The sequence below is a fragment of the Pedobacter sp. genome, assembly GCF_965279535.1.
In the GTDB taxonomy this organism is placed as follows: domain Bacteria; phylum Bacteroidota; class Bacteroidia; order Sphingobacteriales; family Sphingobacteriaceae; genus Pedobacter.
In genome coordinates this window covers 4,332,833-4,348,177 of record NZ_OZ257244.1, presented here as the reverse complement: position 1 = coordinate 4,348,177, position 15,345 = coordinate 4,332,833, and the positions used below count along the sequence as shown (strand labels likewise).

The 15,345-nt window shown below is 39.3% G+C and carries 13 protein-coding genes; 10 read left to right on the top strand and 3 right to left on the bottom strand.

All coding sequences use genetic code 11. The features are described 5' to 3' along the window. Window positions 1-230: 230 nt before the first annotated feature. The 3 genes from ACQY77_RS17940 to ACQY77_RS17930 all read right to left on the bottom strand — a co-directional run bounded on the left by ACQY77_RS17940 (window position 231) and on the right by ACQY77_RS17930 (window position 5,041). Window positions 231-749 carry a DUF2911 domain-containing protein gene (locus tag ACQY77_RS17940; RefSeq protein WP_421940933.1) on the bottom strand — a complete coding sequence of 173 codons (519 nt, stop codon included), beginning with the start codon at window positions 747-749 and terminating at the stop codon, window positions 231-233. Window positions 750-784: 35 nt separating this feature from the next. After that, window positions 785-2,476: a sodium:solute symporter gene (locus tag ACQY77_RS17935; protein ID WP_421940934.1), complete on the bottom strand. Its 1,692-nt coding sequence runs from the start codon at window positions 2,474-2,476 to the stop codon at window positions 785-787. 84 nt (window positions 2,477-2,560) lie between these two features. After that, window positions 2,561-5,041 (bottom strand): PIG-L family deacetylase, encoded by a 2,481-nt coding sequence (locus ACQY77_RS17930; protein ID WP_421940935.1) that lies wholly within the window; start codon window positions 5,039-5,041, stop codon window positions 2,561-2,563. A 132-nt stretch (window positions 5,042-5,173) separates the two neighbouring features. Between ACQY77_RS17930 and ACQY77_RS17925 the strand changes: the two genes are divergently transcribed. The 10 genes from ACQY77_RS17925 to ACQY77_RS17880 all read left to right on the top strand — a co-directional run bounded on the left by ACQY77_RS17925 (window position 5,174) and on the right by ACQY77_RS17880 (window position 15,345). Continuing rightward, complete coding sequence (locus ACQY77_RS17925) at window positions 5,174-6,514, top strand: sigma-54-dependent transcriptional regulator (RefSeq protein WP_421940936.1); 1,341 nt, start codon at window positions 5,174-5,176, stop codon at window positions 6,512-6,514. A gap of 23 nt (window positions 6,515-6,537) precedes the next feature. Further along, window positions 6,538-8,118, top strand: a complete 1,581-nt coding sequence (locus tag ACQY77_RS17920; RefSeq protein ID WP_421940937.1) for a M1 family metallopeptidase — start codon at window positions 6,538-6,540, stop codon at window positions 8,116-8,118. Window positions 8,119-8,145: 27 nt separating this feature from the next. Further along, window positions 8,146-8,316, top strand: coding sequence for a hypothetical protein (locus ACQY77_RS17915; protein WP_421940938.1), 171 nt, complete (start codon window positions 8,146-8,148; stop codon window positions 8,314-8,316). Further along, on the top strand, window positions 8,303-8,524 hold the full coding sequence (locus ACQY77_RS17910) for a hypothetical protein (RefSeq protein WP_421940939.1): 222 nt from the start codon (window positions 8,303-8,305) through the stop codon (window positions 8,522-8,524). The genes ACQY77_RS17915 and ACQY77_RS17910 overlap by 14 nt, the downstream gene beginning before the upstream one ends. A 2-nt stretch (window positions 8,525-8,526) precedes the next feature. Next, a complete protein-coding gene (locus ACQY77_RS17905) occupies window positions 8,527-8,670 on the top strand; it encodes a PIN domain-containing protein (protein WP_421942417.1) in 144 nt (47 codons plus the stop codon). A gap of 189 nt (window positions 8,671-8,859) precedes the next feature. Further along, window positions 8,860-9,063, top strand: coding sequence for a potassium-transporting ATPase subunit F (locus tag ACQY77_RS17900; protein WP_428430017.1), 204 nt, complete (start codon window positions 8,860-8,862; stop codon window positions 9,061-9,063). Window positions 9,064-9,125: 62 nt separating this feature from the next. Continuing rightward, a complete protein-coding gene (gene kdpA, locus ACQY77_RS17895; protein ID WP_421940940.1) occupies window positions 9,126-10,844 on the top strand; it encodes a potassium-transporting ATPase subunit KdpA in 1,719 nt (572 codons plus the stop codon). Between the two features lie 89 nt (window positions 10,845-10,933). Beyond that, entirely contained in the window at window positions 10,934-12,961 is a 2,028-nt protein-coding gene (gene kdpB / locus ACQY77_RS17890) for a potassium-transporting ATPase subunit KdpB (protein ID WP_421940941.1), read from the top strand. A gap of 652 nt (window positions 12,962-13,613) precedes the next feature. Then, entirely contained in the window at window positions 13,614-14,174 is a 561-nt protein-coding gene (locus ACQY77_RS17885; RefSeq protein WP_421940942.1) for a K(+)-transporting ATPase subunit C, read from the top strand. Window positions 14,175-14,274: 100 nt separating this feature from the next. Then, a complete protein-coding gene (locus tag ACQY77_RS17880; RefSeq protein WP_421940943.1) occupies window positions 14,275-15,345 on the top strand; it encodes a porin in 1,071 nt (356 codons plus the stop codon).

The window sequence follows — 15,345 nt, the reverse complement described above, 5'->3', positions numbered from 1 at the left end:
GAAAAACTACTTTTAAATGCCCCTAAATGACAAAAAAACAGCGTTTAACTTAAACCGCATAATCCACACAAGAAAAAGTAAGCTTAGCTTTTGGTTTGCGTTTTGCAATGGAACACAGATTGCACGGGAAATAGGCTTGTAGATAGCGTGTCAAAATTAGCCTTTTGAAGCATCTCAAAACAAAAAGCCATCCCTTTTGAGGATGGCTCGCTAATATTTTATTTGATCTCTTATTTAATCGAAACCGGCACAGAAATTTTATCCCATTCTAAGGCAAAACCTGTTTTGGTAATTTTATAAACCAATCTTTCTTGTGTTGCTTTTAAAGGCTTTGTTTTCACCTCTACACGCAAAGCATCTTTAGCTTCTTCATATTTATAAGCACCCCATTGTTTAGGTTCTTTGTTGAAGATTGCAATCCATGTTCCGCTTTCTTTAGGGATCAGGAAGAAACTGTATTTGCCAGCTGGTAAAGCTTTTCCTTCTACTGTAATGTCTTTATCAGTTTCAAAAGTGGTGGCTTCATTTGCACCAGCACGCCAAACTTTATCCCATGCTTCTAAACCACCCCAGATTTTACGTCCTTTTACTGCCGGACTGCTGTAATTGATGGTAATGGTGGCAGCTTTCACCTTTCCGGTTGCTGTGGCTGCCGGACTTGGTTTCGCTGGGGTATCCTGAGCCATTGCGCTTACTGAAACGCCAACCGCTACAAATAGCAATGCGATTGATTTAATCATCGTTTTCATAGTATTTTATTTATCTGTTATTGTTGTTTATGATTTCACGAATTTAATTCTTTAGGTTGATAAAACAATCTCCCAAACAATGAAAATATGATTACTGCTGCCGCACCCACTACATTTAACCAAAGAAATGACACAATATTGAAATTGTAAACCGCAATAACGAGTATTTCTGCTAAAATTGCTGAAACAAACACCAATCGTCCATTAATCTGTTTAAAATAAAATGCTGCAAGGAAAATCCCTAAAATAGGGCCATAGAAAAGCGAACCCAAAACATTCACAGCTTCGATTAGCGAGCCCATTTGAGTAGCGAACATGGCCACTGCGATAGAAAAAATACCCCAGGCGAGGGTATGCATCCTGCTGTAGAAAAGCTCCCTTTCATCGCTCAGCGTTTCTTTTGCTGATATCAAGTGTATATCTTTTAAAGAACAAGCCGCAAGTGAGTTGAGTGCAGCAGAGATTGAGCCCCAGCTCGCCAGAAAAATTACGGCGAATAGCAAACCGATCATCCCGATGGGTAGATTATTCTTTACAAAATACAGAAAGATATAGTTTGTATCTGTTTTTTCGGCATTATAGCCTGATTGATTAATCGCCTCTTCTACCCTCCCGTGCAAATCCTTAACTTTCAACTGCGTTTGCTTAAACTGCTGCACAGATTTATCCAGGTTTGGCGATTGTGAAGCTTTTTCAGCTAAAATCGTTTTTGATTCCTGATTGAATTGCTCCTGCAACTGTTGATGTTCACTTTCAAAAGCCGAAGCGCTTTGCGGTTGCGTGTCTTTTAGGTATTGATACGAGCGTTCGTTGAAATATATGGGTGCCGGTTTCAGCGAAAAAAATGCAAAAAGCAATGCACCGATTAATAAAATGGAAAACTGCATCGGGATTTTCACCAAACCATTTAACAATAAGCCCATTCTTCCAGTGGAAGTATCTTTGGCAGTAATGTACCTCCCCACCTGACTTTGATCGGTTCCAAAGTACGATAGCGCCAGAAAAAATCCACCAATTATCCCACTCCAGATATTGTATTTGTCTTTCCAGTCAAAATCAGTAGTAATTACATTCAACTTGCCCGATTTTCCGGCGAGATAAAGCGCATCATTAAAACCCATCCCGTTGGGCAAATTCTGAATAAGCAGATAGCCGGCAAAGCCCATAGTACCCAGAATGATTAAAAACTGTAGTTTTTGGGTATGGGCAATGGCTTTAGCGCCACCAATATAGGTGTATATCAATAAGATACCACCTGTTAAAACGTTTGTTAAATAAATGTTCCAGTTGAGTACACTTGATAAAATTATACTTGGGGCATATATACTGATTCCTGTAGATAGACCCCGGGAAAACAAAAACAATAGTGATGTTAATATTCGGGTTCTTTTATCAAAACGTTGCTCAAGGTATTCGTATGCTGTGTAAACATTCAGTCGTTGAAAAATAGGTATAAATGTGATACAGATAACAATCATCGCCAATGGCAAACCAAAATAGTATTGCACAAAGCGCATTCCATCTGTATAAGCCTGTCCCGGAGCTGATAAAAAGGTTATGGCGCTGGCTTGAGTAGCCATAATTCCGAGCAAGACAATATACCAGGGCATCTGGTTATCTGCTTTCAAATAGCTTTGGTTATTTGTTTGGCCACGCCCCACAAATACGCCGTAAACCACCACAGCAATCAAAGTAATTAAAAGTACTGCCCAATCAATGTTACTCATGCCCAATATTTAGTAAAAAAGTAATAACCAATAATCTGGGCCACTAAAGCCAGGGCTAAAATAATGTACCAGGTATTCCAGTTTTTAAGGTGCTTGTTCATTTACTTTACTTGCTGATAAGAAATTAAAAAATAAGCGCGCGGCACCTACATTTCCAGCAGGCAACTGCCTGAAAAATGCCAATGGCGTGTAAATAAAATTACCTTTTCCATACCTGGCATAAAGCGTTGAACCTTGTAAAGCTTCTTCACCAGTATCATGCATTTCAAATAAAGCCTCATACTTCTGATCCCATTGATCCGGAAAATAGGCGCCACGTTCCTGCACCCAACCTTTAAAATCCTCGTTAGTAATCTTATTCGGATAATTCAATAGAGGGTGGTTTGGAATTAAAATCTTAACCGCAGCGTCTTCTTCTGTAACCCTTTTGTTGGCAATTCGGAATGGATAAAATCCCAGATCATTTAATGTAACATCCTGATTGGTATTGTACTGCATAATAAAAGTACCTCCGTCATTTACGTAGTTCTTTAACATAGGCATCCATAATCCAAGTTTTTTCTCCGTATTGTTTAGGCGAACTCCTGCAACAATAGCATCGTAACCGGCTAACTTTCTGGCATCCATCAAATCGCCGTTACCCAAAACATCTACCTGTAAACCTGCCTCGCGTAAAAACTCTGGAATAAAATCACCGGCCCCGGGAATATAGCCAATCTTTTTCGCCTTCACTTTTACATCTCCTTTTAAAATGAAAGCTGTGGTATGACTAAAGTATTGTAACGTTGGTAAGTGTGGGTATTGCACCAGCACCTGGTATTTACCAAAAGTTGCTCCATCAAAGGTTAATTGTGCTTCAATGGGAATTCTGTTGGCATTAATTTTCCCCCAAACCGACTTCGGTAGTAAGTAATTAACCGTAATATTTTTCGTTGTCAAATCTACATCTAATCCACCTATAGATTGGCCATTATAAGTCAAAGAGATTCTTCCTTTTCCAGCCTGTTCTGTATTTCTTTTAACAAAGAAGCTGATGGGTAAATCTTCGCCATTGCCCAGATAAATAGATTGTGTAAACCGCAGTTCTGCTGCAGGAATTATGCGCAGGGGTTCAACAACATCTCCACGAACAGGGTCTAACTTTTTGAATGACAAGGGCAGCTCAACCGAAAAGACATCAGCGCCAATCTTTAAGTCAACAACTACTTTTAATGGTGATTCGGCCTCTGGTAAGCCAATCAGGGTATCGTTTGGAACACTGAAAGTAGCCGCGTTCTTCGCAGGATTGGCCATCCAGTATGGTTCAGTTGGTTTTGTATCAACCGGAATCTGGATATTTTTAACAATAGTAACTAATGAATCTGCAGAAAGTTGTTTCCCGGGTGTTTCATTTTCATTGAGCCATTTTATTTGCTTAACCACTACAGGGGGTTGAGCCCTGGCAATCAGATTCAGTCTAAAATTATAACTGCTTCCAGCCACTGCTTCTGCCTGATTGGTTACGACCTCGCCCATCAAACCTGCACAGCTTAAAATTAGTTGATCAACAGATTTCAATTTATCTTGCCGCAGGTATAAATCTTTTACGACCAAAATTTTCTTCCTTAAAGCCAATAAAGCATTGAGGCTCAAATCCGGACGATTGAAATTGAAATTGGCAATGATTTTACCTACTTCGGTATCAATATCAGCATATCCTTTGGCCTTCCAGCTCATTGCTAAACCATCAAAAATCCCTCCTTTTGAAGATTCTCCCGCTACCGGAATAAAGTACTCTGTCCGGATTCCTGCAACAGATTGCGTACCGGCACCCTGACTTTTATGAAAACTTCTGCTTAAACCGGCCAACTCACCATAACCCATTCCCAATTGCGGATCGTATTGACCCACAGTTACTTTTAGTTGATTTTCTGCCGTTGTATTTACAGCACCAAAGCGAAAGGTATTCCACAATAATCTTTTAGGTTGCCAGACGGATACGTACTTTAATTGATTGGGGAATTGGCTTTTATCTGCCGCAGCTTTAAAAGCTTTTTCTGCTACAACAGCCGAAGCAGCGTGCTGGCCATGTCCCGCGGCCGCTGTAGGTGGAAAGCGGCAGATAATTATATCCGGGCGGAATTTTCTAATCGCCCAAACCACATCTGCTGTGATACTATCAGCATTCCATTGTTTAAAAGTGTCATCTGTGTTTTTTGAAAAACCAAAATCAATCGCCCTGGTAAAAAATTGTTTTGCACCATCCAGATTACGTGCAGCCAAAAGTTCGTGTGTTCTGATTAAACCTAAAGCCGGTCCTTGTTCGGTACCCAAAAGATTTTGCCCGCCATCTCCACGCGTTAATGATAAATAAGCCGTCTCTACATTTTGCTCATTTACCAACCAGGAAAGCATACCAGTGTTCTCATCATCAGGGTGTGCTGCCAGGTACAACACCTTTGGTATATGCTGCAAGGTTTTTAATTCCCTATAAATCTCCGATGATTTTAAAGGTCTCACTTGCTGTGCTGAGCAAAAGGCAGCCATTAACAATAAAACCGTTATTGATTTTAGACTTTTAATCATATCATTTGTTTTGTGCATTCAAATATGCCTAAAATGCTTTTATTTTAATGCCTAGGAAACGAAAAAGGTACAATCGGCAAATTGCCGTCTTTTAAAGGTTTTATCCTTAATATTGCATCATAAATTTAACCTATGAATGGGATTGTCCTCATCATTGATGATGAAAAGAAAATCAGCGGTCTCCTTTCGCGTATTATAGAACTTGAGGGGTTTAAGACGCTTCAGGCGCATACAGGAAAAGACGGACTTAAATTACTTAGAAATAATGACGTGAGCCTGATCATCAGTGATGTCAAATTGCCTGATGTAAATGGTGTTGCTTTGGTGAAAGAGATTAAGGCCATTAAACCTTTTGTTGAAGTGATTAACCTTACTGCATATGGCACCATATCAGACGGTGTTTTAGCGATAAAAAATGGAGCTTTCGACTATTTGGTAAAGGGAGATGATAACGATAAGATTATTCCTTTGCTTTACAAGGCCATGGATAAAGCCAACTTGCAGCAGCGTGTTTTTGATTTAGAGGATAAAATTACCAGAAAACACAGCTTTGATCGCATTATCGGCCAATCGAAAAGCTTGATGGAAGCCATTACTTTAGCTAAAAAGGTAAGCCAAACCGATACTACCGTGCTGCTTTTAGGGGAAACGGGTACCGGCAAAGAAGTTTTTGCTCAAGCCATTCATTATGAAAGTCCGCGCGCCTTAAAGCCCTTTGTAGCCTTAAACTGCAGTGGTTTTAGCCCGGAGCTTTTAGAAAGTGAGCTATTTGGCTATAAAGCCGGAGCATTTACGGGAGCGAATAAAGATAAAAAAGGACTATTGGAAGAAGCCAATGGCGGAACACTGTTTCTGGATGAAATCGGTGAAATGAACCTCGATTTACAAGCTAAATTACTTAGGGTACTGGAAAACCAAAGCTTTATCAAAGTTGGTGATACCTTAACCAATCAGGTGAATGTGCGCATTTTAGCTGCAACCAATAAAGATTTAAAGTCAGATGCCGAAGCTGGGAAATTCAGGGCAGATTTATATTATCGTTTATCGGTGTTCAGCATCATTTTGCCCCCTTTACGGGAAAGAAAAAATGATATTCCAGCGCTGGCCAAACATTATCTAGCCGAGTTTTCCAAAAAAATCAATGTCCCTGATTTGAGCATAAACGACAACCTGCTTTCGGTTTTAACAGAACATCGTTGGAAAGGAAACATAAGGGAACTAAAAAATGTGATTGAACGTTTAGTTATATTGTCGGATGGTAAAACTTTGGATGCCTCGGCACTGCCACCAGAATTTTTTGATGCGGCTACGGCACCACAAAACGACTATAATTTACAACAAGTAGAGAAGTATCACATACAAAAGGTATTGCTTCATACTAAAGGGAATAAAACAGAAACATCAAGACTCCTCGGAATAGGCTTGACAACGCTTTACCGAAAAATAGAAGAATACCAAATAAAGGAACTATAAAGTATCACTAAAATAAAAATTCAATGATGAAAAAAAACTTGTTAATGCTCTTTTTATCCCTCATCTCGCTTTCAGTTTTTGCACAGCAAACTTATTGGCAGCAACATCTCAGCTACAATATTGATGTAAAGCTTAACGACAAGGATAAAACACTTCAGGGTACTGAAAAAATTGTTTACAAAAACAATTCTCCTTCAACATTAAATTTTATCTGGTTTCACATCTGGCCAAATGCTTATAAAAATGAAAGTACTGCCCTGTTTCAGCAAATCAGAAATGATTCTTCACGTAAAGAAAAATTGAAAAATGTTACTTACGGCAGCATCGAAGGATTAAACTTTAAAGTGAATGGCAAAGCTGCTGCTACTGAAGCTCATTCCAACCCCCAATATATCGATGTTGTAAAGGTTATTCTTCCAGCACCGCTAAATCCGGGTGACTCCATTGATATTTCTACTGATTTCAAAGTAAAACTGCCAAGTTATTTTTCCCGCTCAGGATATGCCGATACGGAATTTATGATTACGCAATGGTATCCAAAACCAGCTGTGTTTGATAAGGATGGCTGGCACGAATTTCCATACCTGGATATGGGCGAGTTTTACAGCGAATATGCCGACTATAAGGTGAACATTACTGTCCCGGGGAATTACGTTGTGGGTGCAACCGGTACCTTGCAAAATACCGATGAATTAGAGAAATACAAAAGCATTGGCTCAAAAAACACTGCAAACAGAGATGGAAAGCCGGTTTTGTATCAAGCAAAAGATAAAAGTAAAACCCTTAGCTATGTAATGAACAATGTACCCGATTTTGCATGGTTTGCTGATCAGGATTTAGTCATTCAATACGACACGGTGAAATTAGCTTCTGGTAAAATTGTGGATGCTTTTTCTTACTACCACAACAAGCCTAAAACACTGTGGGTAAATTCGATAGATTATATTAAAGATGCCACCAAACATTACAGCAACTGGATTGGCGAGTATCAATATCCGGTGGTTCAAGCTATTGAAGGGCCTAAGAATAATTCAAGTGGCGGGATGGAGTATCCGACCATTACGTTAATCACCAGCCCGGATGCCAAAGTAAGTTCTCTGGATGGTGTAATTGCGCACGAAGTTGGCCACAACTGGTTTATGAGTATGCTAGGTAGCAACGAAAGGATTCACACCTGGCAGGATGAAGGCCTGAATACTTATTTCCAATTCAGATATGAGGCTGAAAAATACAGGGCCAATTCTATTTTCGGTGATGCTATTCCAGAGAATGTAAAAGCACTTCCATCCGATAAATTTCTAAATGCAATTTATGGTGCGGTATCAGGTATCCCGATGAAATCTGCCATTGAAACACCTGCTGCAAACTTTGCTACATCTGACGAATATGGAATGATCTCTTATGTAAAGACAGCGCTTTGGCTTTATATACTGGAATCGAGTGTTGGAAGAGAAAAAATGGATAAAGCTTTCCAAAATTATTTCAGTGAATGGAAGAATAAGCATCCGACGCCTGCAGATTTAAAAGCTTCTTTTGAAGAAACATTAGGAATTAAACTGGACGATTATTTTGGTTTATTAAAGAAAGAAGGAGATTTTAAGTAATTCAACTAAATTCGTAACTTTATAAGTATGGTAATTTTAATCGATAAAAACTCTGATAAAAAAACTATCGAGGCTGCATTGAAGAAAATCAAAGTTGACAAAAAAAACCTAAAGCTATCTGATTTTGCCGGCAAATTAAAAGGTGTGTTCGGTGATGGTGTCGATTTTCAAAAAAAAGTAAGAAATGAATGGGATTAAATATGTAGCAGATACAAACTGTTTTATATATCTCCTAGAAGCAAATTCATTATTAATACCTTTTGCAGATGAAGTTTGGGCATTCTCTTATATAACAGAAATTGAATTATTAAGTAAGAAAGACCTATCTAAACAACAAGATGCTGTTATTAGAGATATGCTTTCTACCGGTTATAAAGTAAATCAAAGCCAGGCAATAAGTACCTAACAATTGATTTAAAAAGAAAATATAATATCAAGATCCCAGATGCAATTATCGCCGCAACTTCTATATTATTGAAAATCCCATTAATTACAGCAGATAAAGGCTTTATGAAGATTAAGAAAATAGATTGCGTAATTTTAGAAATATAGTTTTCTAATAGCTAATGACACTCGGTATCATCCGATTTTCACTTTCTAAATTCAAAACAAAATTCCCAAAATGATAAAAACCTTTCCAAAATGGAAAGGTTTTTTTTTGCCCAAAAATTTCTACACCAACCAAAAAACAACACAACAACCTGTAATTCAATATATTAACAAAGAACATCTTCTTTTGGTATGCATGTTGGCAATGGGCAATTAACAAATCATCATGTTTATGACCATAATCTATTTTTTAATCCTGCTATTGCTCTGTTGGGCAATGTTCAAATCAATCGACTGGTTCGAAAAAATCTAAAAATTATGTTAGCACTATTCATCATCGCTATCGCCGTATTTATCTATATGATTTACGTGTTGATTAAGCCCGAAAAATTTTAACTCAAGAGTGTAGAAGTCAGTAATCGATCACTTCCCATCTCTAACCCATTATCAAAATTAAAATGAACACTGAATTATTCGGCATCATTGCCACCTTCCTGCTTACCTTACTCATCGCCATCCCTTTGGGTAAATATTTAGCAAAAGTATTTGCAGGAGAAAAAGTCTGGACAGACTTTCTAAAACCTATTGAATCTGGAATTTATAAATTATCTGGTATTAATATAAAAGAACAGATGAACTGGAAGCAGCACCTAAAGGCTTTGCTTACCATCAATCTACTTTGGTTAGTTTACGGTTTTCTGGTACTCATTTACCAAAGTAAATTACCTTTCAATCCAGATGGAAATCCGGATATGACACCAGACCTGGCTTTTAACACCATTATCAGTTTTGTAGCCAACTGTAATTTACAACATTACTCGGGTGAAAGTGGGGTGAGTTACCTTACGCAGCAGTTTGTGCTGATGTTCTTACAATTTGTAAGTGCTGCTACCGGTATTGCTGCTGCAGTTGTACTTTTTAAAGCATTCAGAGATAAATCTACCGCTCAATTGGGTAACTTCTATGAGTTCTTTGTACGTTCAATTACACGCTTCTTACTCCCTTTTTCAATTGTTATTGCTTTAATTTTAACTTTTAATGGCACACCAGCCAGTTATGAAAGTAAAGATCAGTTTATTTCTCTTCAGGGCGATACCGTTAATGTTTCCCGTGGACCTGCTGCACAATTTGTAGCCATTAAACATTTAGGCACTAATGGTGGAGGTTATTTTGGAGCCAACTCCGCACATCCTTTTGAAAACCCAAGCTATCTCACCAATATGGTGGAAATGACTGCTCAAACCATTATTCCATTAGCCATGATTATTGCGTTCGGCTATTTTATCCGCAGGAGAAAACTGGCCTGGACGATTTTTGGCATCATGAGTATTGGATTCTTTATGCTTTTGCTCCCTACTTTAAGTTCAGAATTAGGAGGAAATCCGGCAATTGCCAAAATGGGTATTTCGCAATCAAGCGGAGCCATGGAAGGGAAAGAAGTACGCCTCGGACCTGCTGCTACCGCATACTGGAGCACTTTAACTACAGTAATCTCAACCGGATCGGTAAACGGAATGCACGATAGCACCATGCCTTTAACAGGTTTATGGCAGCTCTTAGCCATGATGATTAATGCTTTTTATGGTGGTTGTGGAGTAGGCTTACTGAACTATTTTATCTACCTCATTATAGCCGTATTTATCTCTGGTTTAATGGTGGGACGCACACCGGAATTTCTGGGCCATAAAGTTGAGGCACGTGAAATTAAAATTGCCGCCCTGGTAACTTTACTCAGTCCGTTTTTAATCTTAGCCGGAACTGCATTAGCCAGCTATATTTTTACCAACCATGGTGATGCTTCCTGGACTGTACAACCCAAAAACTGGTTAAATAATTCAGGCTTCCACGGCTTTTCAGAGATGCTTTATGAGATGACTTCTTCTAATGCTAATAATGGATCAGGTTTTGAAGGTTTGGGAGATAACAATGTTTTTTGGAATATCTCTACCGGAATTGTGATTTTCTTGGGCCGGTTTTTACCCATCATCGGTCCTGTAGCAATTGCTGGTTTATTGGGGGCTAAAAAATTCATCCCAGAATCTGCCGGAACCTTAAAAACTGATACCAAAACATTTGCCTTAATGACCTTTGCGGTAATCCTTGTGTTGAATGCATTGTCTTATTTCCCTGCACTGGCGCTTGGGCCATTGGCAGAATATTTTACGCTTATTAAATAACTCATCAGTGTCACATTGAGCTTGTCGAAATGGATTAGGAAACGCCTTCGACATGCTCAGGATGACAAATCCCAAATAGATCTTGATATATGAAACCCAACAATAAATTATTCGAACCCGCTTTAGTGCAAACAGCATTAAAACAATCTTTTATCAAACTTGATCCAAGGGTGATGGTTCGCAATCCCGTAATGTTTACCGTAGAAGTAGGTACGCTGATTATGGCGTATGTTACTGTGTATTCATTTAGCAATAGCGGACAAGGTTCACCATGGTACAATTTCTTCATCTTTCTGGTTTTATTGCTTACCGTATTGTTTGCGAATTTCGCAGAAGCCATTGCTGAGGCGAGAGGTAAAGCTCAAGCGGATAGCTTACGTAAAACAAGAGAAGAAACACCTGCCAAATTAATTTTAGCTAATGGCAATGTAGAAACTCGCTCTTCTAATCAATTAAAAAAGGGAGATATTTTTATTTGTCAGCCTGGCGATATTATCCCTACTGATGGAGAAATTATCGAAGGTATCGCAACCATTGATGAATCGGCCATTACCGGAGAATCTGCCCCAGTAATTCGTGAATCTGGCGGTGATAAATCTTCCGTAACCGGTGGAACAAAAGTACTTTCTGATGAAATAAAAGTTCAGGTGAGTACTGCTCCCGGTGAGAGTTTCTTAGATAAGATGATTGCCCTGGTTGAAGGTGCTTCCCGCCAGAAAACGCCTAATGAAATAGCTTTGACTATTCTCTTGGCCAGCTTCACCCTGGTATTTATCATTGTATGTGTAACACTGAAACCATTTGCCGATTATGCCAACACACCTATTACGATTGCCGCACTGATTTCACTCTTTGTATGTTTAATTCCAACTACCATCGGTGGCCTGTTATCCGCCATCGGTATTGCAGGGATGGACAGGGCCTTGAGGGCAAACGTGATTACCAAATCTGGTAAAGCGGTAGAAACAGCTGGCGATATCGATGTGTTGTTGCTTGATAAAACAGGTACCATCACCATTGGTAACCGTAAAGCCACTAACTTTTATCCTACCGCAGGAGTAATTATCAAAGATTTTACAGATGCTTGTGTACTCAGTTCCTTAGCAGATGAAACCCCTGAGGGAAAATCGATTATCGAACTTGCCCATGAGCAAGGCTTTAAGCAAATGAGCACTCCTGAAGGTTCTACCTTCATCAAATTTACCGCAGAAACCCGCTCCAGCGGATTAGATACCCAAGATGGCAGACGCATTAGAAAAGGGGCATTCGACGCTATCCGAAATATAGTCGAAAAAGCAGGAAACGTTTTCCCTTCAGATCTTGAGGATCATGTTAAAAGCATTGCGACCAATGGCGGTACTCCTCTTGTAGTTTCAGAAAACGAAAGAGCTTTGGGTGTAATTGAGTTGCAAGACATCATTAAACCCGGTATTAGCGAACGTTTTGAACGCCTGCGCAAAATGGGCGTAAAAACAGTTATGGTAACCGGAGATAACCCCTTAACGGCTAAATATATTGCCAATAAGGCAGGCGTAGATGATTTTATTGCGGAGGCGAAGCCTGAGGATAAAATGAACTACATTAAAGAAGAGCAGGCCTTAGGGAAATTGGTGGCCATGATGGGCGATGGTACAAATGATGCGCCTGCACTGGCACAGGCAGATGTAGGTGTAGCCATGAACAGTGGTACCCAGGCTGCAAAAGAAGCTGGTAACATGGTCGATTTAGATAATGACCCAACTAAGCTGATTGAAATAGTTGAAATTGGTAAACAGCTGTTGATTACCCGTGGTACATTAACGACCTTCTCCATCGCCAATGATGTAGCCAAATACTTTGCCATTGTTCCTGCTTTATTTATTGCCTCAATTCCAGCCTTGCAAAGTTTGAATATTATGGGTTTGCATACTCCAGAAAGTGCAATTATGTCGGCTGTAATATTTAATGCCATTATCATTCCGATTTTGATTCCACTTGCGCTTAAAGGTGTGGCTTATAAACCGATAGGCGCAACAGCACTTTTACGTAGAAACTTATTCATTTACGGTATTGGTGGTGTAGTGGCCCCGTTTATCGGAATAAAATTAATAGACATTTTAATAGGGGTATTTATATAACTGTCAGGTTGAGCCCGTCTGAACGCAATTACCAAAGTCCTTCGACTAGCTCAGGATGACAATAAACGACTGTCACGTTGAGCCCGTCGAAACGCAATTATCAAAGTCCTTCGACTAGCTCAGGATGACAACAAAAGACTGTCACCTTGAGCCTGTCGAAACGCAATTACCAAAGTCCTTCGACTAACTCAGGATGACAATAAATGACTGTCACCTTGAAGCCGTCGAAACACAATTACCAAAGTCCTTCGACTAGCTCAGGATGGCAACAAACGACTGTCACGTTGAGCCTGTCGAAACGCAATTAACAAACTCCTTCGACTAGCTCAGGATGACAATAAATGACTGTCACGTTGAGCCCGTCGAAACGCAATTACCAAAGTCTTTCAACTAGCTCAGGATGACAACAAAAAACTGTCACGTTGAGCCTGTCGAAACGCAATTAACAAACTCCTTCGACTAGCTCAGGATGACAACAAACAAAAAAAATTAACTGTCACGTTGAGCCTGTCGAAACGCAATTACCAAAGTCCTTCGACTAGCTCAGGATGACAATAAATGACTGTCACGTTGAGCCCGTCGAAACGCAATTACCAAAGTCCTTCGACTAGCTCAGGATGACAACAAACAAAAAGTTTAAAAATAAAAAATCATGAAAAAGTACATCTTACAATCAATACGCCTCACCTTAGTTCTAATCGTATTGCTCTGCGTTATCTACCCATTAAGTATAGCTCTGGCAGGTAAGTTAGCCAAAGGGAATGGAGGCGGTGAAAAAATAACTCAAAACGGAAAAACCGTAGGCTATGTCCTGCTTGGCCAGTCATTTACCAAACCACAGTATTTCTGGGGCAGACCTTCTGCCGTTGGTTATAATGCTGCCGGCTCGGCCGGTTCTAACAAAGGTCCATCCAATCCCGATTACCTTAAAGAAGTAGAATCAAGAGTTGACACCTTAATAAAATATAACCCAGGATTGAAAAAAGAGGATATCCCTGCTGACCTGGTTACTGCATCAGGAAGTGGTTTAGACCCTAATATTTCAGAACAAGGTGCGGCCATTCAAATTGCCAGGGTGGCTAAGGCCCGTAATCTGGATCAACAAAAGGTAAAAGAATTAGTCGCTTTAAACACACTTAAACCATTTATGGGCGTATTCGGACCTTCATCAGTAAATGTACTTAAATTGAATTTAGCCTTAGATAACCTGTAATCATCAACCTGATCCTAATGCAGCAATTCAGTCTGCACCACGACATATATATAAAACAAGTTCAGTACGAATACCAAATAATACTATTAATAATACTACAATGAAAAAATTAATCATCCTGAGTACGATATTAGCTGCAACCTTAAATGTACATGCACAAAACGACCCTAAAGTTAAATTCTCGGGCTACCTGGAAACCTATTATGGCTATGATTTCAATAAACCCAACGATCATAATCGACCAGGCTTCATTTACTCACACAACAGAGCTAATGAGCTGAACCTGAATTTGGGTTTCATCAAAGCAGCATATGATAGTGGAAACATCAGAGCTAATCTGGCACTCATGGCTGGCACATATACAAATGCAAACTTAAGTGCCGAAACAGGTGTACTCAAAAACATATTTGAGGCTAATGCAGGAATTAAATTATCTAAAACTGAAAATCTTTGGATTGATGCAGGTATATTTTCATCACACATTGGTTTTGAGAGTGCCATATCTAAAGACTGCTGGATTTTAACCAGGAACATTTCCTCAGAAAATACGCCTTATTATGAATCAGGAGCTAAGCTAAGCTACGCCACACAGGATGGCAAACTCAGTGCTACCCTACTTTATTTAAATGGCTGGCAACGAATTACCCGTGTAGATGGAAATAACAAACCTGCTGGTGGATTACAGTTTACCTGGAAACCAACTTCGAAAATTACCGTAAATTACAGCAACTATTTAGGTGCAGAAGGAGCAGATTCGGTCCGTGTAAATCGTTTCTATCATAACATATACGGTATTTTTCAGGTAACGGATCAATTTGGTCTTACACTGGGGCTTGATTACGGTACGCAACAAAAAACTAAGGGAAGCAGTGACAAAAACGAAGTCCTTTCTCCGGTAGTGATTGCACAGTATAAATTGACTAATCAATGGGCTATTGCCGGAAGGTTTGAATATTATGAAGATAAGAACGGCGTTTTTATCCCAACAGGTACTACAAATGGATTTAAAACAAAAGGTTACTCCTTAAATATTGATTATTCACCAATACCAAATGCAGTACTGAGGCTGGAAGGTAAAACCTATGATAGTAAAGACAAAATTTTTAATCGGGAAGGTAATTTCGTAAATGCCAATACAACTGTTACGGCAAGTATTGCTGTGTCATTCTAA